This is a genomic window from Weissella ceti (genome assembly GCF_018394055.1).
Lineage (GTDB): Bacteria > Bacillota > Bacilli > Lactobacillales > Lactobacillaceae > Weissella > Weissella ceti.
Genome location: NZ_CP074441.1, coordinates 954,662 through 976,430, shown reverse-complemented (window position 1 = coordinate 976,430; position 21,769 = coordinate 954,662). Strand labels below are relative to the sequence as shown.

Annotated in this window: 33 protein-coding genes and 1 tRNA gene; 24 read left to right on the top strand and 10 right to left on the bottom strand. The window is 40.4% G+C overall.

The window, feature by feature from the left end; translation table 11 throughout:
- Positions 1-14: 14 nt before the first annotated feature.
- The 10 genes from grpE to KHQ31_RS05070 all read left to right on the top strand — a co-directional run bounded on the left by grpE (position 15) and on the right by KHQ31_RS05070 (position 9,267).
- The gene (gene grpE / locus KHQ31_RS05115; RefSeq protein ID WP_213408471.1) at positions 15-578 is read left to right on the top strand and encodes a nucleotide exchange factor GrpE; all 564 of its coding nucleotides are present in this window, start codon (positions 15-17) and stop codon (positions 576-578) included.
- Positions 579-651: 73 nt separating this feature from the next.
- Complete coding sequence (gene dnaK / locus KHQ31_RS05110; protein ID WP_213408469.1) at positions 652-2,469, top strand: molecular chaperone DnaK; 1,818 nt, start codon at positions 652-654, stop codon at positions 2,467-2,469.
- Positions 2,470-2,553: 84 nt separating this feature from the next.
- Complete coding sequence (locus KHQ31_RS05105) at positions 2,554-3,471, top strand: DnaJ C-terminal domain-containing protein (protein WP_213408467.1); 918 nt, start codon at positions 2,554-2,556, stop codon at positions 3,469-3,471.
- Positions 3,472-3,550: 79 nt separating this feature from the next.
- Positions 3,551-3,817 (top strand): hypothetical protein, encoded by a 267-nt coding sequence (locus KHQ31_RS05100; protein ID WP_213408465.1) that lies wholly within the window; start codon positions 3,551-3,553, stop codon positions 3,815-3,817.
- 10 nt (positions 3,818-3,827) lie between these two features.
- On the top strand, positions 3,828-4,550 hold the full coding sequence (locus tag KHQ31_RS05095; RefSeq protein ID WP_213408463.1) for a hypothetical protein: 723 nt from the start codon (positions 3,828-3,830) through the stop codon (positions 4,548-4,550).
- A gap of 137 nt (positions 4,551-4,687) precedes the next feature.
- Entirely contained in the window at positions 4,688-5,677 is a 990-nt protein-coding gene (gene rnz, locus KHQ31_RS05090) for a ribonuclease Z (protein WP_213408461.1), read from the top strand.
- Entirely contained in the window at positions 5,670-7,970 is a 2,301-nt protein-coding gene (recJ, locus tag KHQ31_RS05085; RefSeq protein WP_213408459.1) for a single-stranded-DNA-specific exonuclease RecJ, read from the top strand. Before rnz ends, recJ begins: the two co-directional genes overlap by 8 nt.
- Positions 7,971-7,974: 4 nt before the next feature.
- On the top strand, positions 7,975-8,490 hold the full coding sequence (locus tag KHQ31_RS05080) for an adenine phosphoribosyltransferase (RefSeq protein ID WP_213408457.1): 516 nt from the start codon (positions 7,975-7,977) through the stop codon (positions 8,488-8,490).
- Between the two features lie 237 nt (positions 8,491-8,727).
- Entirely contained in the window at positions 8,728-8,964 is a 237-nt protein-coding gene (locus KHQ31_RS05075) for a DUF896 domain-containing protein (RefSeq protein ID WP_213409721.1), read from the top strand.
- A 69-nt stretch (positions 8,965-9,033) separates the two neighbouring features.
- Positions 9,034-9,267: a YneF family protein gene (locus KHQ31_RS05070; RefSeq protein WP_213408455.1), complete on the top strand. Its 234-nt coding sequence runs from the start codon at positions 9,034-9,036 to the stop codon at positions 9,265-9,267.
- 109 nt (positions 9,268-9,376) lie between these two features.
- On the opposite strand, the gene KHQ31_RS05065 is transcribed toward KHQ31_RS05070, so the two are convergent.
- Positions 9,377-10,015, bottom strand: coding sequence for a lysophospholipid acyltransferase family protein (locus KHQ31_RS05065; protein WP_213408453.1), 639 nt, complete (start codon positions 10,013-10,015; stop codon positions 9,377-9,379).
- Between the two features lie 96 nt (positions 10,016-10,111).
- On the opposite strand from KHQ31_RS05065, the gene KHQ31_RS05060 reads away from it, so the two are divergent.
- From KHQ31_RS05060 to rpsB, 3 genes are all read left to right on the top strand, one after another.
- Positions 10,112-10,876 (top strand): tRNA1(Val) (adenine(37)-N6)-methyltransferase, encoded by a 765-nt coding sequence (locus tag KHQ31_RS05060; RefSeq protein ID WP_213408450.1) that lies wholly within the window; start codon positions 10,112-10,114, stop codon positions 10,874-10,876.
- On the top strand, positions 10,869-11,156 hold the full coding sequence (locus KHQ31_RS05055) for a GIY-YIG nuclease family protein (RefSeq protein ID WP_213408448.1): 288 nt from the start codon (positions 10,869-10,871) through the stop codon (positions 11,154-11,156). The genes KHQ31_RS05060 and KHQ31_RS05055 overlap by 8 nt, the downstream gene beginning before the upstream one ends.
- Before the next feature lie 201 nt (positions 11,157-11,357).
- Positions 11,358-12,122 carry a 30S ribosomal protein S2 gene (rpsB, locus tag KHQ31_RS05050; RefSeq protein ID WP_213408446.1) on the top strand — a complete coding sequence of 255 codons (765 nt, stop codon included), beginning with the start codon at positions 11,358-11,360 and terminating at the stop codon, positions 12,120-12,122.
- A gap of 71 nt (positions 12,123-12,193) precedes the next feature.
- Here rpsB and KHQ31_RS05045 read toward each other — a convergent pair whose 3' ends face one another.
- From KHQ31_RS05045 to KHQ31_RS05005, 9 genes are all read right to left on the bottom strand, one after another.
- On the bottom strand, positions 12,194-13,291 hold the full coding sequence (locus tag KHQ31_RS05045; RefSeq protein WP_213408444.1) for a tyrosine-type recombinase/integrase: 1,098 nt from the start codon (positions 13,289-13,291) through the stop codon (positions 12,194-12,196).
- A 137-nt stretch (positions 13,292-13,428) separates the two neighbouring features.
- A complete protein-coding gene (locus KHQ31_RS05040; protein ID WP_264336057.1) occupies positions 13,429-14,670 on the bottom strand; it encodes a DUF4041 domain-containing protein in 1,242 nt (413 codons plus the stop codon).
- A 52-nt stretch (positions 14,671-14,722) separates the two neighbouring features.
- A tRNA-Ile gene (locus tag KHQ31_RS05035) sits at positions 14,723-14,796 on the bottom strand.
- Between the two features lie 43 nt (positions 14,797-14,839).
- Positions 14,840-15,028: a hypothetical protein gene (locus KHQ31_RS05030; protein WP_213408441.1), complete on the bottom strand. Its 189-nt coding sequence runs from the start codon at positions 15,026-15,028 to the stop codon at positions 14,840-14,842.
- Between the two features lie 110 nt (positions 15,029-15,138).
- Positions 15,139-15,411, bottom strand: a complete 273-nt coding sequence (locus tag KHQ31_RS05025; protein WP_213408439.1) for a SemiSWEET family transporter — start codon at positions 15,409-15,411, stop codon at positions 15,139-15,141.
- Between the two features lie 107 nt (positions 15,412-15,518).
- Positions 15,519-16,319 (bottom strand): FUSC family protein, encoded by an 801-nt coding sequence (locus KHQ31_RS05020; protein ID WP_213408437.1) that lies wholly within the window; start codon positions 16,317-16,319, stop codon positions 15,519-15,521.
- Between the two features lie 99 nt (positions 16,320-16,418).
- A complete protein-coding gene (locus tag KHQ31_RS05015; RefSeq protein ID WP_213408435.1) occupies positions 16,419-16,871 on the bottom strand; it encodes a hypothetical protein in 453 nt (150 codons plus the stop codon).
- A gap of 42 nt (positions 16,872-16,913) precedes the next feature.
- Complete coding sequence (locus KHQ31_RS05010) at positions 16,914-17,306, bottom strand: ImmA/IrrE family metallo-endopeptidase (protein ID WP_213408433.1); 393 nt, start codon at positions 17,304-17,306, stop codon at positions 16,914-16,916.
- Between the two features lie 7 nt (positions 17,307-17,313).
- Complete coding sequence (locus KHQ31_RS05005; protein ID WP_213408430.1) at positions 17,314-17,649, bottom strand: helix-turn-helix domain-containing protein; 336 nt, start codon at positions 17,647-17,649, stop codon at positions 17,314-17,316.
- Between the two features lie 272 nt (positions 17,650-17,921).
- Here KHQ31_RS05005 and KHQ31_RS05000 point away from each other — a divergent pair, with 272 nt between their 5' ends.
- The 11 genes from KHQ31_RS05000 (at position 17,922) to KHQ31_RS04950 (ending at position 21,768) form a co-directional block, all read left to right on the top strand.
- Positions 17,922-18,137 (top strand): MarR family transcriptional regulator, encoded by a 216-nt coding sequence (locus KHQ31_RS05000; RefSeq protein WP_213408428.1) that lies wholly within the window; start codon positions 17,922-17,924, stop codon positions 18,135-18,137.
- Positions 18,138-18,589: 452 nt separating this feature from the next.
- Positions 18,590-18,796 carry a hypothetical protein gene (locus KHQ31_RS04995; protein ID WP_213408426.1) on the top strand — a complete coding sequence of 69 codons (207 nt, stop codon included), beginning with the start codon at positions 18,590-18,592 and terminating at the stop codon, positions 18,794-18,796.
- A gap of 12 nt (positions 18,797-18,808) precedes the next feature.
- A complete protein-coding gene (locus tag KHQ31_RS04990; RefSeq protein ID WP_213408424.1) occupies positions 18,809-19,090 on the top strand; it encodes a hypothetical protein in 282 nt (93 codons plus the stop codon).
- 248 nt (positions 19,091-19,338) lie between these two features.
- Positions 19,339-19,539 carry a hypothetical protein gene (locus KHQ31_RS04985; RefSeq protein ID WP_213408422.1) on the top strand — a complete coding sequence of 67 codons (201 nt, stop codon included), beginning with the start codon at positions 19,339-19,341 and terminating at the stop codon, positions 19,537-19,539.
- Complete coding sequence (locus KHQ31_RS04980) at positions 19,539-19,682, top strand: hypothetical protein (protein WP_213408419.1); 144 nt, start codon at positions 19,539-19,541, stop codon at positions 19,680-19,682. The genes KHQ31_RS04985 and KHQ31_RS04980 overlap by 1 nt, the downstream gene beginning before the upstream one ends.
- A 92-nt stretch (positions 19,683-19,774) precedes the next feature.
- Positions 19,775-20,032, top strand: a complete 258-nt coding sequence (locus tag KHQ31_RS04975; RefSeq protein ID WP_213408417.1) for a hypothetical protein — start codon at positions 19,775-19,777, stop codon at positions 20,030-20,032.
- Positions 20,033-20,135: 103 nt separating this feature from the next.
- The gene (locus KHQ31_RS04970) at positions 20,136-20,276 is read left to right on the top strand and encodes a hypothetical protein (RefSeq protein WP_213408415.1); all 141 of its coding nucleotides are present in this window, start codon (positions 20,136-20,138) and stop codon (positions 20,274-20,276) included.
- A complete protein-coding gene (locus tag KHQ31_RS04965) occupies positions 20,273-20,479 on the top strand; it encodes a hypothetical protein (protein WP_213408413.1) in 207 nt (68 codons plus the stop codon). Before KHQ31_RS04970 ends, KHQ31_RS04965 begins: the two co-directional genes overlap by 4 nt.
- Positions 20,476-20,871 carry a hypothetical protein gene (locus KHQ31_RS04960; RefSeq protein ID WP_213408411.1) on the top strand — a complete coding sequence of 132 codons (396 nt, stop codon included), beginning with the start codon at positions 20,476-20,478 and terminating at the stop codon, positions 20,869-20,871. The genes KHQ31_RS04965 and KHQ31_RS04960 overlap by 4 nt, the downstream gene beginning before the upstream one ends.
- Positions 20,871-21,038 (top strand): hypothetical protein, encoded by a 168-nt coding sequence (locus KHQ31_RS04955; protein WP_213408409.1) that lies wholly within the window; start codon positions 20,871-20,873, stop codon positions 21,036-21,038. The genes KHQ31_RS04960 and KHQ31_RS04955 overlap by 1 nt, the downstream gene beginning before the upstream one ends.
- The gene (locus tag KHQ31_RS04950) at positions 21,031-21,768 is read left to right on the top strand and encodes an ATP-binding protein (protein WP_264336056.1); all 738 of its coding nucleotides are present in this window, start codon (positions 21,031-21,033) and stop codon (positions 21,766-21,768) included. Before KHQ31_RS04955 ends, KHQ31_RS04950 begins: the two co-directional genes overlap by 8 nt.
- Position 21,769 lies beyond the last annotated feature (1 nt).

Here is a 21,769-nt window from a genome sequence, read left to right as displayed (position 1 = left end):
AAAGAGGTGTTGAGATGACTGAACAACAACATGAAAACGTTGAAGAAGTTGAAGTAGCAGATTCGACAGTAGAAGAAGTTGCTGAAGCTGAAACATTGGAAAATGCAGAAGCGGTCGAAGAAGCAGTTGATGAAATTGCTGAATTGAAGGCGCAACTAGCTGATGCTGAAGAAAAGCTCCTGCGTAATCAAGCGGAAGCACAAAACATGAAGGCGCGTTTGGCAAAAGAACAAGCCCAATCATTGAAGTATGCTAATCAAAAGCTAGCGACAGATATCTTGCCTGCCTTAGATAATTTGGAACGTGCGCTTCAAGTTGAAACAAACGACGAAGCAGCCCAACAAATTAAGACGGGGGTGGATATGGTATTGAAGACTTTGGTTGATACAATGGCTGCCCATGAAATTGTGGCTGTTGGTGAAGTTGGTGGTGAATTTGATCCGAACCAACACCAAGCAATTCAATCTGTACCTGCTGATGATGATCACCCAGCTGATACAATTGCCCAAGTTATGCAAAAGGGTTACGTATTGAAGGATCGTGTGATTCGTCCAGCCATGGTAGCTGTTTACAGCTAAGTTGAATCATTAGATTCATTTATGAACGAAATAAAACAAACATTAAATTAACAATTAAAAGGAGACTATCATTATGTCAAAGATTATTGGTATTGATTTAGGAACTACAAACTCAGCCGTTGCCGTGATGGAAGGTGATGCTGCTAAGATTATTACAAACCCAAATGGTGGTCGTACAACACCATCTGTTGTGTCATTCAAGAATGATGAAATTCTAGTTGGGGACACTGCTAAGCGTCAAGCGATTACAAACCCAGACACAATTGCATCAATCAAGTCACACATGGGTGAAGCTGGTTACAAGGTTTCTGTTGCTGGTAAGGACTACTCACCACAAGAAATCTCAGCTTTGATTTTGCAATACCTAAAGGGTTACGCAGAAGACTACTTGGGTGAAAAGGTAGAAAAGGCTGTTATTACAGTACCTGCTTACTTTAACGACGCCCAACGTCAAGCAACTAAGGACGCTGGTAAGATTGCCGGTCTTGAAGTTGAACGTATCATCAACGAACCAACAGCCGCTGCCTTGGCATACGGTATGGAAAACGATGAAAAGGACGAAAAGATCCTAGTTTACGATTTGGGTGGTGGAACATTTGACGTTTCTATCCTTGAATTGGGAGACGGTGTCTTCGAAGTATTGTCAACTAACGGTGACACTCACCTTGGTGGTGACGACTTTGACCAAAAGATCATCGATTGGATTGCTGAAGAATTCAAGAAGGATAACGGTGTAGACTTGCGCGACGATAAGTTGGCCCTACAACGTTTGAAGGATGCTGCTGAAACTGCTAAGAAGACTTTGTCATCATCAACTGAAGCACAAATCGACTTGCCATTTATTACAGCAACTGATGCTGGTCCATTGCACGTTCAATTGACTTTGTCACGTAGCCAATTCAACCAAATGACTGCTGACTTGGTTGCGCGTGCCGAAGCACCTGTTAAGAATGCTTTGAAGGACGCTGGATTGTCAATGAACGACATCGACCGTGTTATCTTGAACGGTGGATCAACTCGTATCCCTGCAGTTCAAGAATCAGTTAAGAAGTTGACTGGTAAGGAACCTGATCACTCAATCAACCCTGACGAAGCTGTTGCCCTTGGTGCAGCCGTACAAGGTGGAGTTATCACTGGTGAAGTTAAGGACGTTGTTTTGCTTGACGTTACACCATTGTCACTTGGTATTGAAACAATGGGTGGGGTCTTCACTAAGTTGATCGACCGTAACACAACTATTCCAACATCAAAGTCACAAACATTCTCAACAGCCGCTGACAACCAACCAGCCGTAGACATCCACGTGCTACAAGGTGAACGTTCAATGGCCGCTGATAACAAGACTTTGGGACAATTCCAATTGACTGACATTCCTGCTGCACCACGTGGTGTGCCACAAATCGAAGTTACTTTCGACATTGACCGTAACGGAATCGTTTCTGTTTCAGCTAAGGATCTTGGAACTAACAAGGAACAAAAGATTACTATCCAAAGCTCAGGTTCATTGTCAGAAGATGAAATCGAACGCATGATGGAAGATGCTAAGGCCAACGAAGAAGCCGACAAGAAGCGTAAGGAAGAAGTTGACTTGCGTAACGAAGTTGACCAATTGATCTTTAGCACTGAAAAGACTCTTGAAGAAGTCGGTGATAAGGTTGCCGAAGACGAAAAGAAGACTGTTTCAGATGCCGTTGAAGAATTGAAGGCTGCTAAGGAAGCTGACAACTTGGACGACATGAAGACTAAGAAGGAAGCTTTGGAAAAGGTTGCCCAAGAAATGGCAATGAAGCTTTACCAACAAGCAGCGCCTGAAGCTGATGCACAACAAGGTGCAGCAACTGATGACGGAACTGTTGATGGTGACTTTGAAGACGTATCAGATAACAAGTAATCGATTTTAAACACATCTAACGAGGTTTCGACCTCGTTTTGTGCTATTATCGAAAGATGTTAAGTTAAATGGAAAGGTATCGTGATGAATAATAATGAATATTATGACGTCCTAGGCGTAGCCAAAGATGCATCGCAAGATGAAATCAAGAAGGCTTACCGAAAGAAGTCAAAGCAATATCACCCCGACATCAACCATGACGCTGGTGCGGAAGAGAAGTATAAAGAAATCCAAGAAGCCTACGAAACACTAGGGGATGAGCAAAAGCGTGCCATGTATAACCAATATGGTAAGGCTGGTGCTAACCAAGGTGGCTTCGGTGGTGGTCAAGGCGGTGGCTTTGGAGGCTTCGGTGGTTTCGGTGATGCATCTGACTTGGGAGATATCTTCGAACAAATGTTCGGTGGTGGTTTCTCAGCAGATCCAAACCGTCCACGTAAGGGACGTGACTTGCAATACCGTATGAATCTTTCATTCGAAGAAGCGGTATTTGGTAAGGAAACGACCATTTCATTCTCTCGCTTGAACGACCTAGGTCAACAAGAAAAGAAGGAATTGAAGGTTACTGTGCCAGCTGGTGTTGAGAACGGACAACAAATGCGTTTGTCTGGTCAAGGTGAGGCTGGGAGTAACGGTGGTCCTTACGGTGATTTGTTTGTTGTCTTCTACGTCGATGCATCTAAGGATGGTTTCGAACGTGATGGTAGCATGATTTACTCACGTGTCGCAGTAGATTACCCAACGATGGTTTTGGGTGGTGAAATCTCTGTTAAGACGGTCCATGGAGATGTGAAGTTGAAGATTCCAGCTGGAACTGAAACAGAAACAAACTTCCGTCTACGTGGTAAGGGTGCTTCTAACATGCGTGGTGGCCAAGGTGACCACATCGTGAAGGTTTACATCGATGTGCCTACTAAGTTGAATAAGGCTCAAAAGAAGGCGTTGCAAGCTTACCAAGAAGCTTTTGGTGAAGGCGAAACAATGCACGGTTTCTTTGGCTAAACATTTTAACCAACGACTACGGTCGTTGGTTTTTTTGTTGCTTTAAGGTTTGATTGCTATCTTCAATATAGAGGTTTTTATGAATGTATACGATTTAAAGCAAGCAACTGAAGGGATGGCGTTAGACCGTCCCATTTGGTTAAAAGGGAAGGTAGATCAACTACCAGTAACAACGCTTGAAAAGATGGGAGAACGTCTGCTGTTATCGAGCGGTGATGGTGCGCCATTATATCTGCGGGATTTGTGGCATAGCGATGTCGAACTGAAGTTGGTTCAAAGAGTAGAGGGTAAAGAACAGTCTATTTTTGGTTATCGAGTAGACGGGGATGATATTATTTTAGGTTAAGAGGGTAGTGATGAAGAAGTGGATGAACTATACATGGTTAATGGTGTTAATTATAGGATTAGTTAGTGGTGCATATCTTTACACAACGCAGACCGATGAAGGCAAATTAGATGCCCTAGGAACTGATAATAATTTATTGACGGATACAACGCCAGAACGGCCGGTGATGTTTGATATTCCGGTAGCGGAAAAAGCAAATAAAAATTTTGTGCAAAAAGGACCATTGACCAAAGAAGGGCAATTTATGTACTCGCCATTAGGACAGCGGGTTGAATTACGCCAATTGAGCAAGAGCAAAGAAGTTATTAAAAATGGAAAAGTTAAGTACCATTTGAAGACGATTAAATTGTTGGTTAATTCAAGTAAGACTTTAGAAGCACAACAAAATGCACGCAATAAATTTAATGACCAGGGGTTAGGACGTCAATTTATGACGGTGCAAGTGAAATACGATATTGAAAATACTGCCCCGTATGACATCTATACTGACGGTGTTGTTGCGGTTAGTTATTTGAACGGTTCAGCAGTCACGGCGTTGAGTGGTTTAGAGAATGATGATAAGTTGAAAGCCGGAGTCCCCGCCAAGAGTACCATTTCAACGGGGATGACAGTATTGGTGCCTGCTAGCCAACGTGATCAGTTGCAAACAATGCATTTTGAATTCTCGAGTGTATATGATCAAAACGGGAAGATGATTACACCGAAAACCGATGCGCAGAAAATCAGCTTTTAGCTGAATTTTAGACTAAAAAATGATAAAATAAACAAAAAGTCCGCTGTTACAGGCGGTTTTTTTATGTCAGAAAACGACAAACATACAGAATAAAAATTAAACATATAAAAACAAGTTGGAAGTATTGAGGTTGGATGATGCAAATTGAATTTTTAGGAACCGGTGCGGGTGTACCGGCACGTTATCGAAATGTGACAAGTATCGCATTGCGTTTATTAGATGAATTAAATTCTGTCTGGTTATTTGACGCCGGTGAAGGAACACAAATTCAAATGTTATCTTCAACCATTCGTCCGCGTAAGGTGGATAAAATTTTTGTGACCCATCTCCATGGTGACCATATTTTTGGTTTACCAGGTTTGTTGGCATCTCGTTCGTTCCAAGGTGGCGAAGATTTGTTAACGATTTATGGACCGCGTGGAACGCGTCAATTCATTGAGACCAGCCTACGCTTGTCACAAACCCACTTAACATATCCCCTAAATTTTGTGGAGATTCCCAGTGAAGGTGGCGTTGTATTAGAAGAAGCTGGTTTCAAAGTTACTGCTTTGCCACTAGACCACAAGATTCTATCATTTGGATACCGTGTTGAAGAAGCGGATAGTGCTGGTGAGTTACAGGTTGAAAAGTTACGTGAACTAGGGATTCCATCTGGACCAGTCTATGGACGTTTGAAGCGTGGAGAAATCGTCACACTTGAAGATGGGACTGAAGTGAACGGGGCCGATTTCATCGGACCAGATAAGAAGGGCCGTATTGTTACAATTCTTGGTGATACACGTAAGACACCAAATGCCCAAGTCTTGGCTGAAGGATCGGATGTGTTAGTCCATGAATCAACTTATGGTAAGGGCGAGGGAAAACAAGCTCGTAATCACTATCATTCAACAAGTATGCAAGCTGCTGAAGTCGCAGGTAACGCTAAGGTTGGGCGCTTGTTCCTAACCCATATTTCAGCACGTTATGCCGGTAAGTCAGCCAGCGAATTGGCTTATCAAGCACGCAGCGTCTTTAAGAATACACGTGTTGTGAATGACTTTGATGTGTATGAAATTCCAACTGGAAAGCAAAGTAACACACAACCAATCAAACTAGATCAAACGGAGTTGGGAGACGAGGATGATTGAAGCACAGTATGAATGGGTAGAAGGACAAATTGATTCTGAGGCGCAACAAACCTTAATGGATACTATTGAGATGCCGGAATTATTGGCGAATCAATTAGTTCAACGTGGGATTACCACACCAGAGGAAGCAATTGCCTTTCTACAACCTAATCTAGAACAATTATATGATCCAGCCGAAATGTTTGGCATGGATGTTGCAGTCGAACGAATCTGGCAAGCAATTGATGCTGGTGAAAAAATCGTTGTGTATGGCGACTATGATGTCGACGGGATGACAAGTACGGCCATCATGACTTGGGCATTGGAATTAATGGGCGCTGATGTTTCATACTTTGTACCAAGTCGGTTCACTGAAGGCTACGGACCAAACTTAGCAAAGTATCAAGAACTTGCTGAAAATGGGATGCAATTATTGGTGACGGTCGATAACGGAGTTTCGGGTGCCGCGGAAGTTAATTGGCTACAAGACAATGGGATTGATGTCATTGTGACTGATCACCATGAATTGCCAGAAGTATTGCCGCAGGCAGTCGCTGTGGTGCATCCACAACATCCAGAAGGTGATTATCCCTTTAAGAACCTATCAGGGGCAGGAGTGGCCTTTAAAGTCGCTTCAGCGCTATTGGAAGCGCCAGCTGATGATATGTTGGACTTAGCAGCATTAGGAACAGTCGCTGATGTGATGCCACTGCTTGATGAAAACCGCGCGATTGTTGCTTTGGGACTTGCGCAATTACGTGAAGAACCCCGTTTAGGTTTGGATGAAATGTTGCGTGTTGCTGGTAGTGATATTAACCAAGCGGATGCAGGAACAATTGGCTTTACCATCGGGCCACGCTTAAATGCAATTGGTCGTTTAGCTGATCCAACATTAGGGGTTAAACTACTCCTGACAGAAGACGAACAAGAAGCTGCTGAAATTGTTGCTGAAGTTGAAGAACTCAATAAGCAACGTCAAGTGCTGGTCGAGAACATCACAACACAAGCTATTGAACAGGCTGATGCAATGACTGATCCAGTACTTGTTGTGGCGGGTGAAAACTGGCATGAAGGTGTGCTTGGAATTGTTGCAAGTCGTTTAGTTGACCGTTACAACAAACCATCCATTGTCTTAAGTGAAGAAAATGGGCGCTTGAAGGGATCAGCTCGTTCAATGCCAGCATTTGATTTGTTTTCGGCCTTAGATCCACATCGAGAACTATTTATTGGTTTTGGGGGTCATGCTGGTGCAGCTGGAATGACATTATCAGTTGACATGATTGATGACTTACGTCGTGTCCTAAACGAAGCGGCAAAGACCCAAGCGATTGAAGATGCTGGTAAGGCTGAATTGATGGTGGCGCAAAAAGTACAACTATCAGACTTTACGCGTGAAACTTATGATATCTTGCAAATGTTGGCACCATTTGGTGAAGGTAATCTGGAACCACAATTTGAAGTTGATTTGATTGGTATTGATAATCCCAAGACGATGAGTGACGGTAAGCATTTACGCTTCACTGCTCAAACACCAATGGGAAACTTACCGGTTGTGGGCTTCGGCTTTGGGCATTTAGCAACTGAATTAGGTGGGCGTTTCGATACAATTAAAATTGTTGGAACAATGTCAGAGAATACTTTCCGTGGTTCAACGACTTATCAATTAATGTTAAAGGATATCCAAGCTAATGGAGCGGCAGTCTTTGATTGGCGTACATCTAAGCTGACGCGTGAAGCTGTTAGTCATCCTGGAACCTATGTTTTCTTTAACGAAAATATCCAAAAACAAATGACTGGGCGCTTAGGCGCCGCGGCTGAGGCCGTTAGTTTTGAAGACGTCTTTTCAAAGACAATGGTCGACACATTGATTTTGGCTGATATGCCCACTTCACTAGAACAATTGAGTGAAGTGCTCCAATTAGTGCCTGCACGTAAAGTCGGAGCGATTTTCTACAGTCTTGAACAAGCTTATCTACAATCTGTGCCACAAAAGACTGACTTCGCGAAAGTCTATCGTTTTACGCAAGGACATCAGAATGTGAACTTGAGTGGTCAATTCCAACAAGTGGCAGATCACTTACAAATGAAACCGCAAATGTTAAAGTTAATATTTAAGATGTTTTTGGAAGTAGAATTTGTTAAAATAGAAAATGGTTTCTTAAATCCAATCGCTGATCCAGCGAACGTTGATTTAACGCAAACAAATGCGTACCGTGCTTTCATGGCACAACGCGAGCTAGAAAAACAACTAATATACAGTACAACAGCTGAACTTGATCAGTTGTTGGCAAAATTGAGCCAGCAGGAGAATTAACAACATGTTAGATTTACATGATTACATCGTTTCTATCCCAGATTTCCCAGAACAAGGTATTGTCTTCCGTGACATTACACCTTTGTTGGCGGACGGGGATGCATACCGTCAAGCAACAGCACAAATTGCACAATATGCTCGTGAACACGATGTCAATGTAATTGTTGGCCCTGAATCACGTGGATTCCTAGTTGGTGGCCCAGTCGCTACTGAATTGGGAATCGGCCTTGTACCTGCGCGTAAGCCGGGTAAGTTGCCACGTGAAGTTAAGTCAGAAACTTACGCCCTAGAATACGGAACTGCTAGCTTGGAAATGCACATTGATGCGATCAAGCCTGGTGACCGCGTATTGATCACTGATGACCTTTTGGCCACTGGTGGAACAATTGAAGCAACGATTAAGTTGGTTGAATCAATGGGTGGTGAAGTTGTTGGATTGGCCTTCTTGATTGAATTGGCTGGTTTGAACGGGCGTGACCGTTTGAAGGGTTACGACATCTTCACGTTGTTGGACTACTAATCTAATTATTAAAATTTAAAAGAGCATCTATTCGTCATGAATAGGTGTTCTTTTTGTATCCGTTTTCTTTCATGTTAGAAAATGAGCTGAAAACATGATAAAATAGTAATTAAGAAGAATTTTGAGAGGAGAATTATTATGACTGAAGAAAACAACGTAATTGAACCAGTAAGCACAAAGGATATTAACCACGAAGCTGAAGAAGCGCAAGGTGGACAATCAGCTGAAACTGATCACATGGCTGCGGTTCGTACACGTATCAATGAATTGGCCGCTAAGGCTAAGACTGACGAAGGTTTGACAACAGAAGAAGAAGCCGAACGTGCTGAATTGCGCGCTGAATTCTTGGCTAACTTCCGTAAGGCCTTCCGTTCACAAGTTGAAATGCTACAAGTGTTTGATGATGATGGTAACGAAGTTACACCTGAAAAGGTTCGTCAAATTCAACGTGATAAGGGTGTTCGTGATAACTAACACTAGCCACCACGGTGATATTTCGGTAGAATATTGAGTGAATATTAAATTAGATAATGGGGTTTTGACATGAACACAGGAATTTGGATTGCTATTGTTGTACTTGCAGCTATTTTGGGAGCTGTTGCGGGATTCTTCGGAGCACGTCGCTCAATGACGACTTACATGAAGAACAACCCACCTATCTCTGAAGACATGATGCGCTCAATGATGACATCAATGGGACAAAAGCCTTCACAAAAGAAGTTGAACCAAATGATGGCTCAAATGAAGGCACAATCAGCTAATGCTGATAAGAAGTAATTAGTTAATTTAATTAGCTAATTTAATTAGCTAATACAAAAAGAACCTTTGAGGATTGTGATAACAATCCTCAAAGGTTCTTTTTTATGATTATGTTTCTAAATTAAGATTAATCCTTTGGATTTGGATCAACGTATTCCCAAGTAGGGTCAATTGAGTTATCTAAAGCGTTAAACTTAGCTGTTAATTCTTGGTCGATGACTTGAACATTTTCTTCAGTCATCTTCATCTTACGATCAACTTCAACTGCTGATCCGATAGCAACGCTTATTTGTCCACGCTTGAATGGATTCAAGAATTCGCTCATCTTAACTGGGCCTTGGTAGACAACTGGAATCAAAGGGACACCAGCCATCTTAGCGATCATCATTGCGCCACCCTTCATTTCTTGTGAATGACGTGTTCCAGAAGGGAACATGATAAGACTCATGTCTGTCTTCTTCAATGTATTCACAGGTGTTTTAATGGCAGATGGCCCTGGATTTTCACGATCAACTGAAAAAGCGTTGGCGTGAATCAAAATCCAGCGTAAAATGGGATTTTGAAAGAGTTCCTTTTTAGCCATGAATGTAAATCGCTTTGGCCAAACAGCCAGAGCGAAGTAAATCATGTCCCAAAGGGCACGGTGAGGACCGACCATGATGTAATTACCTTCTTGAGGTAAGTTTTCCTTGCCGGTAACGGTGTAACGACCATTAAATAGCCAAAATACAACGTTTACGACATAACGTGCAAAAGTATAGAACATTATAAAACCTCCTGAATAATCACATTATTATACCATGGAGACTATTCCTGTACGTCATTGTACAGCTAAAGATAAAAAGAATTTGAGGTAATAGATATGACAACACCCCTAAAGCCAGGCGAACGTATTGATATGCTTTACAGCGATGAAGTTCGCATTATTCAAAACAAAGACATGTTTTCATTCTCATTAGACGCGGTATTGTTAGCGAACTTTGCCTTACCTCGTAAGCGCGGTAAGGGATTAAACGTTGATCTAGGTGCCGGTAACGGTGCGGTATCACTATTTATGGCGCATAAGCTAATTGGCGATATTGTTGGGGTGGAAATCCAACCTGACTTGGCAGATATGGCACGTCGTTCAGTGGAAATGAATGGTTTATCTGATCAAATCACAATTGTGAACAAAGACATGCGTGATATCTTTGATGAAATCCGTCCAGGAAGTGCCGATATGGTTGTGTCAAATCCACCATACTTCCAAGTTGATTCTGAAGAAACAGCCTTGAAGAAGGATGAACATTACGCCATTGCGCGTCATGAAATTAAGGCTGATTTGGCTTTGGTTACTAAGACAGCTAACAAGCTTTTGAAGAATAAGGCGCATTTCTTTATGGTACATCGTCCAGATCGTTTGTTCGAAATCTTAGATGCTTTACGTGCGGCACACTTGTTCCCTAAGAAACTACAATTTGTGTACCCATTTGAAGGGGCTGAAGCGAACATTGTCTTGATTGATTCGATCAAAGATGGTGATCCAACTGGTGCGCGCATTATGCCGCCGATTGTGACCCACAATGCAGATGGGTCTTATCGTCAAGAAATTCTGGATATCTACGAAGGGCGTAACCAAAATGGTTAAGCCGTACTATATGTATGTCTTACTAACGGCAGATAACACATACTATGCGGGCTTTACTGATGATGTTGGACGGCGTTTTGCGACCCATCAAGCTGGAAAAGGGGCAAAGTATACGAAGGTACCTAGTCGACGTCCGTTAAAGTTATTGCATGCGGAAAGTTTTCCAGATAAGTCACAAGCATTAAAGGCAGAGGCTGCTTTTAAGAAACTAACCCGTGCAGCGAAGACTCAATATTTAAAGGATCATGGCGTAACAGATTTTACGCCGGATACTAAGTAATAAAGAAAAGATGAAATTCGTCTATAAAAAAGACGAGTCAGTTATTGACTTAAACTATAAAACCCCGTAAAATTTGTATTTGGTTTATTAATTGTAATGGACCATAAATACGCACTGAATTCAATAAATCACTGGGTGCTCGCAAGAGTCAGTGACTTACATGCGAATTTCAGGTGGAAAAACATTTGGAGGAAGATACTCATGGCAGTAATCTCAATGAAGCAATTGCTTGAAGCTGGTGTTCACTTCGGTCACCAAACTCGTCGCTGGAACCCAAAGATGGGTGAATACATCTTTACAGAACGTAACGGAATCTACATTATTGACTTGCAAAAGACAGTAAAGTTGGTTGACCAAGCGTACAACTACGTCCGCGACGCTGCTGCTGATGGAGCCATCGTATTGTTCGTTGGAACTAAGAAGCAAGCTCAAGACGCAATTGCTGAAGAAGCTACTCGTGCAGGAATGTACTTCATCAACCACCGTTGGTTGGGTGGAACATTGACTAACTGGCAAACAATCCAAAAGCGTATCGAACGCTTGAAGGAATTGCGCGCTATGTCAGAAGATGGTACTTTCGACGTATTGCCAAAGAAGGAAGTTTCATTGTTGAACAAGCAACGCGAAAAGTTGGAAAAGTTCTTGGGTGGTATCGCAGATATGCCTAAGGTTCCTGACATGCTTTACGTTGTTGACCCACACAAGGAACAATTGGCTGTTGAAGAAGGTCGCAAGTTGAACTTGCCTATCGTGGCTATGGTTGACACAAACGCTGACCCAGACCAAATCGATGTTGTTATCCCATCAAACGACGATGCTATCCGTGCCGTTCGTTTGATCACTGCTAAGATGGCCGACGCGATCATCGAAGGACGTGAAGGTGAAACTAACGTTGAAGAAGCAATGGTTGCTGAAGAAGCTTCTGTTGAATCAATCGAAGAATTGACTAACATTGTTGAAGGTTAATTTTTAATTGATACACACATCGCCTTAGAATGGGCTTTACGTAACATTCTTGGGGACAATTGGGGACTGAATTATTTTTCAGTCCTTTTTTTGTTGTCTAAATTCAGAACATCAAGTGTCAGATTATCTTGAGCATTCTCTTTTTCTTTCAACATATGTGCGTAAGTTGAAAGTGTCACACTGGTGTCTTTATGGCCAACTCGTTTACTAATATAGTTGATGTCGATATCATTGTGTAGCAAATAGGATACGTGAGAATGACGTAATCCGTGGAACGTAATTTTTGTGAGCTTTAAAGGTTCAGTCAAAGTGTTCATATATTCTGCCATGCGGACGTAGTTACGCTTTGTAAACAACTCATTTGTTTCTATGTTTGAGAGATAAGTGGCCAGAATATCTGTTAGACCTGTAGAGATACTAACGACACGAATACTATACTTATTTTTAGGCTCTGTAACCACTTTCGTTTGAGTTGAGTATGATTTATCGATGTTGATTTTAGAATGCGTTAAATCGACATCTAGTGACGTTAAAGCTAACACTTCTCCTAAACGTGCGCCGGTTTCCAAAGAAATCAATACCATAAGCAGAAACGGATCAGTTATAAACTCATCAGAGTGTTCATACAGATAATTCTGCAACGTTTCAAACTCACGAGCATCAAGGTAGTTTTTATCATCTCTAGTCTGGTCATTGTTTCCACGGTAGACTAATCGTGTATAAATATCTTTGGTGATAACACCATCGATATGCGCATCTTTTAAGCAGGCTTTTAAAGCACTGGTTATATTCAGCATGTACCCAGGCGAATGTGTCTCTCCAAATTTATCTAACTCTTTCTGTAAAACAGGAGTAGATAATTTATTCATAGGTAAATCAGCAAATAAACTGCGGATAATTTTTGCCCATCGTAAATAATTGATACGTGTAGTTTCTCGTACTGATTTTAATTTATACGTAGCGATCCACTCATCGAAATAATCAGGCAGGGACTGCTTTGATGCAGATGCATCGTATCCATTGTTTATTTTTGTTTCCAAGTCGGATGCCCATTTTACAGCCTCTTTCTTTAAATCAAACGTCTTACTTTCCTTTTTACGCACTCCTTGTGCGTTAGTATAGGATACGACAGCGCGGAACTTGTTACCACGTTTTTCAAAACTAGCCATAATTAGTTTAAACCTAACCTTTCGTTATATAAATAGAGCAGTTTAAAGACATACTCAGGTCTGGTATAATTACCTTCGTGAGCAATCACATTCATGGCGCATATCCTTACTTTTAGTCGAGAGGGGATATGCGTTTTTTATTTTTCAGTATTCATTTTTTGAGACTCTGTGTATTCAAACGCTTCAGCAGTATCGATGAATTCAACAGAAACATTTTCTAATTTTTCAAGATATTCCTTAATCTCTGATAACTCAATTTCAAAATATTCTTTACGTGAATTGACCTTATTTACTTTTCTCTTGGCGAACTTATTGTGTAGGTTGGTTTCAAGAGCAAAAGCATCTTCGCTAAAAATCATTGCATGTACATCAAATTGAAATGGAACTGATGCACTTCCAAGCTCTTTAATTCGTTCGATAGGATCTAGGCGACGAGTGACACCAATCTTAAATACGTTTTCGCCAAATGAACCAATGTTTGAAATGATGTAAACATATCCTGCAGATGCATGACCTTCACGATAATCTAAGTCGGTTTCTGTTTCTTCCAAGACAGTTATCTTTTCTTTGTAATCAGAAATTTGTTGTTGTAACTCTTCTGATGAATTTGTTTCAGCCTTTCTTTGTAAGGCTTCAATCATCTTGGCATAGTGAGTCTTATCTTTCTGAATTTCTTTTCGGCGTGCTGCCATTTCAGCAATAAGTTTCTTTTCTTCTCGTTCTTTTTCTCGTTGTTCTCGAAGAATATCTTTTTCTCGTTGCTTTTCAAGTTCGTACTCAGCAGCCAATTGTAGTTCTTTAAATTTCAACAAAAAGTATGATTGAGTAATCGCAATAGAATTACGTGAATACAATTTGTTAAGTTGTTCGAATGCCTTTTCCAATGCTTTTTGTTTTGCTCCAACGTTTGATACTGTAATTTTTGTTAGCAAGGCATCTGCTTCTCCGTTAAACCCACGAATAGCAGATTTAATAAGTGCGTTTTGCATAGCACGTCCTTGAGAAGCACTACCGTTAAGTGTCATCGGATCAACGATAATAGCGGCAGATTTCGTTTTGGAAATCATATCTTTGGCTTCGTCACGAAGCTTTTTTAGTTCATCTCGGTATTCGAGAGAATCTGTAAATTTATATTGTTTTTCATAGATACCATGTTCTTGCAAATCAATAATTGTTTTAAAGTCATCAATTTCTTTGTTAAGACGATCCCGTTCGATTGATTTATTTAATATTTGCTTGTCTAAACTAACGACGGTATCAGCTTTAGAAATTTCTTTTAACGTTTTATCTAGTTCTTCTTTTTTTGTCTGTATTTGAGTTTCTAATTCATAAAGTTTTAACTCTAAAACTTCATCTTTGGGTTTAAACCAATTAAACATATCCCTAACGACTCCCATATAGCTTTTAACGTGGTTCCTAGCACGTAAGCAATGAATCATGTCGGACTCGAACCGACGACCGGACGGTTATGAGCCGTCTGCTCTAACCAACTGAGCTAATGATTCGGTATGCCTAATGTGAAATAGGCCATCGTATTAGTATGTTGTCTTACATAAATAATTTTAAGCTAAGTCCGATTACTAATAGAATCAAGCTTAATACCAAAACTAAGATAAATGTTTTACTATAACTTGAGTCCAAACTATCATCACTTTCATCAAATTCTGGTGATAGTGTAAACAGTACTCCTGCACATCCTAAACCTATCAGGCCTAAAAGCATTAACAAAGCTATCATTTTAATTCTCCAATCTATTTTTATTAATGTAAATGATGCATATATAAATTTAAGCTACCCATAAATTTAATCTCTAACAGAAAGCTCAAACTACAGTGATAGATTTTTTATTAGTGCATAATTGCGGTAATAAATGCCGTTAATCCAAAGAAAATCCCAGGAATATTAGCGACCAAAATTGCGTTATCACGAGTGTGACCGTCTAACCCAAATAATCCATAAATTGTCCAGAATGTACAGTTTATGGCAGCAACCAAAGGTTGGATAGGGTCACCGTGCTGGCCAGCTAAATTATTAGCAATTTGTGGTAGATAAGATACGTACATCAACACGGACATCATACTTGCGATGCGTGCAATGATTGGCAATATTTTAGTACTCATAATTGTTCTCCCATATAATACATATTGGCTTAACGTTTTAGCCGTTAATAGAACCACGTCGGAATCGAACCGACAGTACTCCCTGATTGAGTGTGGGTCTGTTGAATTTAATTACTTAGTTTAATGTTGATATCGTAGTCTTTGTGACTGTTATCATCATAATTATCACTGTCATAATTGGCGCTGAATTTCAAACGAATATCAGAAATGTCACTGACACCTTTCAACTTTTTAATTGGAATAAAAATGTCTCCATCTTTCGTTACACCTTTAGAGATATCACCATCCCAAGAATTATTAGATAGGACAGAATGTTGTTCCGACGTATTTACAACAGCATCAGCTTGAGCAGGATAGGCATTAATATCTTGCTTCGCAGTCACTGACATATTGATTTTTGCGAAGCCTTCGATATCAAAATCACCATCATGCACGGAGTCAAATCTGGCTGTTTCTGATAATTTGTACACGGTCACATTATTAATTTTCACGTCTGCGGCATTCCATGATTTGTCTTCGACATCAGATTTAAAAGTCTTTTCATCTGAGAAAGTGTAATCATCGTAATGAACACGAATTTTGTTTTTTGATTGAAGTTCAAAATTATCATCGTCTGATTTATCTGTTGAACTAACTGTAGCCACACCTGCATCAAATGCTCGTGAGTATGAAGCTTGCGTAACAAGAACAATCACTCCGGAACCTATAGCAAGTCCTAAACTAACCCAAGTCAACGTTTTCTTACCTTGGCGATTAATAAAATATGAAATAATAGTCAAAATCAAAGCTACGATTGCTAAGAAAAAAGCAAAATTATTAATAATTGGAATCCAAGAAAGCAGTAAAGCTAGTGACCCTAACACAATACCAATAATTGGTAACACAAGCTTTTCATTTTGTTTTTCCATACACCCTAAACTCCTATTTAGCTTTTAGCGTGGATCCTATCTGCACGTATATGTATGCCATCTACTTAATAGGGGAGATGGCTTTTTTGTTTGAAATATTTAGTAACGCATTGGCGTTACTGGCTTTCCTGCTTCTCTTTGCAATTGATACATGCGTTGGATTTCTCCGCTACTCATCAAGTTAGGTGATGTTTGGAAAGTAGCTTCCAAAGCATCTAATTCGCTCATTCCGCTGTCGAAGTTGTCTCGAGCAGGGGTTGTAGTGTTTGTTTCAAGGTGAGTGGCTAAGTCTGACTTAGGTAATTCTTCTGTTGTTGTATTTTGTTCCTGAACAGGCTCATCGATTACAACAGTTTGTTCTTGAATGGCCTGTGATGATAATTGTTCGCTCTTTTTTGTTTCAGCCTTAGCAGATGGCTTCTTGCTGGAAACTTTTTCAGATTTCTTTGGTTCTTCAATGTTAGGTCTATTGACAGTGGCATAGGTAATCCCTAAACCTATGATGCTAAGAATGGCAAGGCTAGCAATCCCATATTTTACTTTTGTACTCAATACTCATCTCCTAATCCTTTTAACGTGGATGCTGCACGTATTCTAAGCAATTGCTCGCTCAAAAGCTTGCTTGATGCAATCATATAAGTCCATGCTAATCCCTCTGTTATCAATAAAATCATCAATGCTGATGGATTCCGGCATAGTGATAAAGCTATCTAGGTATTCTTTAACTAATTCATCCGCTAAATGTTCATTAGCTTGACGCTCTTGTTTTAGACGAATGGCAGGGGCGTTCCATTCATTGTATTCATGTTCGTTTATTAGATGACCCAATTCATGAACAATTACAGCTTGGCGCTCAGCATCTGATAATTCTGGGCTGACTAGAATTGTATGCGCTCCTGGAATGTAGACACCCTTGCATTCGATAGATGTTTCTGAAACAGCGAGAGATACATTTAAGGCATTTAAAATGTCGTTGTAATCACTCATAGGCGAATTATCCTTCGCTTTTTAGTGTTTCTAAAAATATACGTACAACATCACGGTCATGATCCGATAAGGGTTTTCCATCATACGTAAGAGAACCATCCAACATTTTTTTGATATCTGGGGTCTCTGGTGCACGCTTAGGAGTGGGTTCATCTGTATTGCCTAATAGGTAGTCTACTGATACACCAAGCACATCGGCTACGGCTTTTAGTCGGTCAGCTGACGGTTCGTTTTCTTTCCACCTATACAGAGACTTTTCGCCCATTCCTGCTTTTGTAGAGACTTCGGTTAGTGAATAACCGCGTTTTTTTGAAATTTCTTTTACACGTTCAAATAGCGTCATATCAACGTTTCTCGACTTCCTTAAAATAAGAGTATCAAAAAACGATAAAAAACCTTGATAAAAGTATCGTATAACGGTATATTATTTGTTGTACCAAGTTAAGCGATTGAGTTACACGACAAAGTACAACAACTTACGAGATGTTGGTAGCATAGGCGTAAGTTGTTGATGAGTAGGCGTTTTTTAACGTTTATTTATAGTGTAATTATAGTATCGAATACCGATAAAGTCAAATGACTTAGTACAAAAAATACACGAAAGGAGTCAGATTTATGTCTCGCAAGAAGGACTGGGAAAAGGCATTAGCGAACGCAGAACTCATTCAAGAAGATGTTGCCAAGCACTTAGGTATCAGCAAGCAAAGCATGAGCTTGCTAGTCAAAAAGATGATTCAAGGTCAAGGATTAATGGCGAATGACAAGGATAAGGATCGTTGGAAACAATCATTAGATTACATCGAATTTAAGAAGTCTCAATTAGTTAAGTAGGAGAAAAAACAATGCAAAAAGAACAAAAAAATATCCGAAAGCCATGGTGGTATTACTGGCTAACGGATATTCCTCTAATTATGTCAATTGTAGCGTTGGCGATTGCGTTACTTAAAAAGGGATACGTATAAAGCTAGGCAACTAATGATGATGGCTAACCATGAACGTATAGCCGTTCCTTTATGCAAATTCAACTCATGCAAATAGTTTCGACCTTTGGTTGTTAACTTGTAACGCTTGTTATTTTGCCAGCCTGGGATAGGTACATTATCATCGTCTAGCATTGTTTTGATTACATACCGGTTGTCTAAGAAGAACTTTCGGTACGGAATGAAATACAGTTTCGGAGTGTCAAACAATGACATGTAACAAAGAAAAAAGTATTTAACAAAAAGCATTTAAGAACCACCTTCAAATTTAGTAAATCAATTATATCAAACAGGAGAATAACAATGACGGCGAAATTAACAATTCAATCAAAGAATAAGGCAACATCAGGACTTAATCCAGTGTTCGTATCAGCAGATACACATGCACGGATCAAAGGGCTTTCAGCTTCAACTGGTATCACAATCAAGGAACTAACAGAAGATATGTTGGTATTCGCTTTGAACAATCTTCAAATCAATCCATCGCCTGACGGATCTAACCCAGAATAAGGAGAACTACTCATGGGAGCACGTTTTACATTAAACGATAACCAAAGGGAGCTTCGAGACTTATATAACGAAATTGGTTGGCCAGGTACGCTAAATAAATCTGAATTAGTTGTTTACGAAATGATGAGTCCAGAACTGCTAACGGAGCTTTATTTAAACCGACCTGACGCACCAGTAATTAAGAGAGAACGAGGCTTCTATGTTCCGATTAAAGACTGGGAAGTATTCAAGTCGTGCGTCGCAACAGGAAGAATTTACAAGGGGTTGAATAGCAGTTATGAAACAACTATTTAATTGGCTGGCAAATAAGCCTAAGACGGAAGAAGAGTTACTGGCAGGAGCTAATAAGCTAGCACGAAAGGTGCGTGGCAACTAATGGCTATGCTTATGAATGGTGTATGGCTAATCCTTCTGGTGCTCGCTCTTGGAGCGATGTTCGTAATCGCAAAAGGAGATCAATGATGGGACTAGCAATATTCTTATTAGTCGTAACAGCACTAGTCATTTGGCTATTGTGCGAAGTAGAAAAAGGAGATAAGTAAATGATTAATTCAAAGGCAATTTCAGTGGCAACGGTAGCGTTGAATACAACGAATACCCCGATTGAGGCGATTGGAGCAGTTGCGCTGCGTCGATACTTTCATGAGACGAATGAGTGTGAGTGTACCCTTGAGAATTCTGATTTTGATGATGCGATTGCGCTTATCGCGGAGAAAATGCAACAACTTACGGAGGACGAATAATGCCACATTTAATTTTAATTGCACTGTTCGCTTACGTGATTTACGTGAGCACTCAACATGGTTGGGACACAGTGATGAAGCACCTAGACGCAATCGGAGAGTTAGTATGGCCGATTGACAACAACCACTATGAAGACAAATAAAAAAGAGCCATCACGGGTGCAACCGTAACAGCTCTCGGGTAAATATTCCTAGCAGAAAATTTATCCGTTAAGTATAGCACGGAGAAACGAATATGAAACGAATTTCCTTATTTAAAAAGGATAAGACGGACGCTGAGTTTAAAGAAGAAGTGTTGTCTACTATTCACAATATGCACAGAGACGTGCGGGTGAAGTTCTTTAAATCAACCACCAAAGGGCTGTTAAAGGAATATCCACCACACACAGCACAATATTTTGATCGCAATCGTGCTTATCGTGAAATCGATGAAACGAGCGTATCTAATATTCGCATGGTAACGATTATATGGGGGACATCTGATGAATTCTGACGACAAGATTATTGATTATTACGTCGACCCACCAGAAGTGCGTGAGTCGGTGTCAGAAGATGACTATTTGGAATATTACGAAGACGTAAAAGGAGCAGATTGAATGTGGGCAGTTTATAAAAAGCAACGTTGGGGAGCGAGCGATATTATCGCTACCACCGAAAACGAATATCAAGCAAAAAAGGTGACAAATGTACTGAACAAAATGGCATTGGGCAATTATGTTTACAAGGAGGCGGAATGAGTTACGAAGAAGATTACCTAAACAAGTCTTTCTTCCAGGCTGAAAATGCACCAAAAATGGTAGGTATGGATATTGACGGCAACGCCATTTACACAGGCGATGAAGTCTATGTGGTAGGTGGCGAAATGTTGCTAACTGTCAACGCTAATCCACAAGCGAAGAAGATGGCCAAACTATTGAAATTGGAGGTTAAGACACTATGAGCAATGAGTTACGAATCATTGACGAACTGGGGCAAGCATATCCTATCCAAGATATTACTGCGGAGCATCTAGCTAAGTTAAGTGATGATGACTTGGAACAATTAGCTTACGCATTTCGTTTCTTGGAAAAACCTACAAAGGTAGTCAAAGAAGGATATCGTGATCGACTGTTGAATGGGGCGAATATGTGGAAAGCCACAATCGCTACTTCTATCAAGAAAGATATTCCAGACACGCTACCAATTAAGCAAGCATTCCTCAACAAGTATGGTCTTGATGCCTTTGAAATTAAGAGCCCAACTAAGTTGAAGAAACAGTTTGGACAACAAGTGGAAGAAGATATTGAAAAGGTCGTTCGTACAAGTGAAATCAAGAAAGTGAAGTGGAATTAATGAGCGGATCAGAATTTGCTATCACACAAGCGTTTCTCAATCGGTTTGGTACGGGCGTCCTGAAAGACGGAAAGTTACGTAAGAAGCAAGATTTAATTGAGAACTTCGGCGCTGACATGACTGATATTATCAATCAATTTGAGGAAGGAGGCGTACACATTGCCTAAGTATTTTAAAGCGGGGACTATCCCGTCAGGTGGAAACATGTACTTCCTATATGGAGGTAAAGGAACTAAGAAAACACGAGCAATTAAGTTGTTTTCAGGAAATAAGTTGGTATTGAGTTTTGATGGTTCGTACAGCGCATTGGCAGACACTGACAATGTCAAATTAATTGCTTACGGAGAGGCTGATGCGCCTCAAATTCAAGCTCAAGTTCGAGCAGACCTAAGCCGGTTCCTATACGACTATAACAAGGAAACTAAGCAGATTAATCTTGATGAAAACGGACGGAAAAAGATTGCTCCTGATGTGGACATGATCGTATTAGATAACGTCAGCGCCCTACAAAATTGGGTAATCGACAATATCGAAAACGCATCTAAGGACGGGCGACAAAACTGGAATTTGGTGCAAAAGTGGTTCCGAGACTTAGGAGCAGAATTACGTGAATTAGGAATTCCTGTTTTGGCAACGGCACATCAAGTTGACGGAGCTAACCCGAATACATTCAAACCTGATATGAACGATAAGACACGAAACGCATTCGCTGGTTGGTTCGATATTCTAGGGCGTATCCATAAAGAAAGCGGAGAGTTCATGGTGGACGTTGATCCTGAAAAAGGGAATGAAGGCGCTAATCGATTGGACACACGTACTAATTTCAAACTAGACGATCTATTGAAAGACGACACACAAACTACTACAAACACAGAAACGAAAGAAGAAGGTAACTAAA

What these genes read in the sequence shown, in the direction of transcription:
- grpE (WP_213408471.1), top strand. Translation starts at nt 15, where the DNA reads ATGACTGAACAACAACATGAAAACGTTGAAGAAGTTGAAGTAGCAGAT.
- dnaK (WP_213408469.1), top strand. Translation starts at nt 652, where the DNA reads ATGTCAAAGATTATTGGTATTGATTTAGGAACTACAAACTCAGCCGTT.
- KHQ31_RS05105 (WP_213408467.1), top strand. Translation starts at nt 2,554, where the DNA reads ATGAATAATAATGAATATTATGACGTCCTAGGCGTAGCCAAAGATGCA.
- KHQ31_RS05100 (WP_213408465.1), top strand. Translation starts at nt 3,551, where the DNA reads ATGAATGTATACGATTTAAAGCAAGCAACTGAAGGGATGGCGTTAGAC.
- KHQ31_RS05095 (WP_213408463.1), top strand. Translation starts at nt 3,828, where the DNA reads ATGAAGAAGTGGATGAACTATACATGGTTAATGGTGTTAATTATAGGA.
- rnz (WP_213408461.1), top strand. Translation starts at nt 4,688, where the DNA reads ATGCAAATTGAATTTTTAGGAACCGGTGCGGGTGTACCGGCACGTTAT.
- recJ (WP_213408459.1), top strand. Translation starts at nt 5,670, where the DNA reads ATGATTGAAGCACAGTATGAATGGGTAGAAGGACAAATTGATTCTGAG.
- KHQ31_RS05080 (WP_213408457.1), top strand. Translation starts at nt 7,975, where the DNA reads ATGTTAGATTTACATGATTACATCGTTTCTATCCCAGATTTCCCAGAA.
- KHQ31_RS05075 (WP_213409721.1), top strand. Translation starts at nt 8,728, where the DNA reads ATGGCTGCGGTTCGTACACGTATCAATGAATTGGCCGCTAAGGCTAAG.
- KHQ31_RS05070 (WP_213408455.1), top strand. Translation starts at nt 9,034, where the DNA reads ATGAACACAGGAATTTGGATTGCTATTGTTGTACTTGCAGCTATTTTG.
- KHQ31_RS05065 (WP_213408453.1), bottom strand. Translation starts at nt 10,015, where the DNA reads ATGTTCTATACTTTTGCACGTTATGTCGTAAACGTTGTATTTTGGCTA.
- KHQ31_RS05060 (WP_213408450.1), top strand. Translation starts at nt 10,112, where the DNA reads ATGACAACACCCCTAAAGCCAGGCGAACGTATTGATATGCTTTACAGC.
- KHQ31_RS05055 (WP_213408448.1), top strand. Translation starts at nt 10,869, where the DNA reads ATGGTTAAGCCGTACTATATGTATGTCTTACTAACGGCAGATAACACA.
- rpsB (WP_213408446.1), top strand. Translation starts at nt 11,358, where the DNA reads ATGGCAGTAATCTCAATGAAGCAATTGCTTGAAGCTGGTGTTCACTTC.
- KHQ31_RS05045 (WP_213408444.1), bottom strand. Translation starts at nt 13,291, where the DNA reads ATGGCTAGTTTTGAAAAACGTGGTAACAAGTTCCGCGCTGTCGTATCC.
- KHQ31_RS05040 (WP_264336057.1), bottom strand. Translation starts at nt 14,670, where the DNA reads ATGTTTAATTGGTTTAAACCCAAAGATGAAGTTTTAGAGTTAAAACTT.
- KHQ31_RS05030 (WP_213408441.1), bottom strand. Translation starts at nt 15,028, where the DNA reads ATGATAGCTTTGTTAATGCTTTTAGGCCTGATAGGTTTAGGATGTGCA.
- KHQ31_RS05025 (WP_213408439.1), bottom strand. Translation starts at nt 15,411, where the DNA reads ATGAGTACTAAAATATTGCCAATCATTGCACGCATCGCAAGTATGATG.
- KHQ31_RS05020 (WP_213408437.1), bottom strand. Translation starts at nt 16,319, where the DNA reads ATGGAAAAACAAAATGAAAAGCTTGTGTTACCAATTATTGGTATTGTG.
- KHQ31_RS05010 (WP_213408433.1), bottom strand. Translation starts at nt 17,306, where the DNA reads ATGAGTGATTACAACGACATTTTAAATGCCTTAAATGTATCTCTCGCT.
- KHQ31_RS05005 (WP_213408430.1), bottom strand. Translation starts at nt 17,649, where the DNA reads ATGACGCTATTTGAACGTGTAAAAGAAATTTCAAAAAAACGCGGTTAT.
- KHQ31_RS05000 (WP_213408428.1), top strand. Translation starts at nt 17,922, where the DNA reads ATGTCTCGCAAGAAGGACTGGGAAAAGGCATTAGCGAACGCAGAACTC.
- KHQ31_RS04995 (WP_213408426.1), top strand. Translation starts at nt 18,590, where the DNA reads ATGACGGCGAAATTAACAATTCAATCAAAGAATAAGGCAACATCAGGA.
- KHQ31_RS04990 (WP_213408424.1), top strand. Translation starts at nt 18,809, where the DNA reads ATGGGAGCACGTTTTACATTAAACGATAACCAAAGGGAGCTTCGAGAC.
- KHQ31_RS04985 (WP_213408422.1), top strand. Translation starts at nt 19,339, where the DNA reads ATGATTAATTCAAAGGCAATTTCAGTGGCAACGGTAGCGTTGAATACA.
- KHQ31_RS04980 (WP_213408419.1), top strand. Translation starts at nt 19,539, where the DNA reads ATGCCACATTTAATTTTAATTGCACTGTTCGCTTACGTGATTTACGTG.
- KHQ31_RS04975 (WP_213408417.1), top strand. Translation starts at nt 19,775, where the DNA reads ATGAAACGAATTTCCTTATTTAAAAAGGATAAGACGGACGCTGAGTTT.
- KHQ31_RS04970 (WP_213408415.1), top strand. Translation starts at nt 20,136, where the DNA reads ATGTGGGCAGTTTATAAAAAGCAACGTTGGGGAGCGAGCGATATTATC.
- KHQ31_RS04965 (WP_213408413.1), top strand. Translation starts at nt 20,273, where the DNA reads ATGAGTTACGAAGAAGATTACCTAAACAAGTCTTTCTTCCAGGCTGAA.
- KHQ31_RS04960 (WP_213408411.1), top strand. Translation starts at nt 20,476, where the DNA reads ATGAGCAATGAGTTACGAATCATTGACGAACTGGGGCAAGCATATCCT.
- KHQ31_RS04955 (WP_213408409.1), top strand. Translation starts at nt 20,871, where the DNA reads ATGAGCGGATCAGAATTTGCTATCACACAAGCGTTTCTCAATCGGTTT.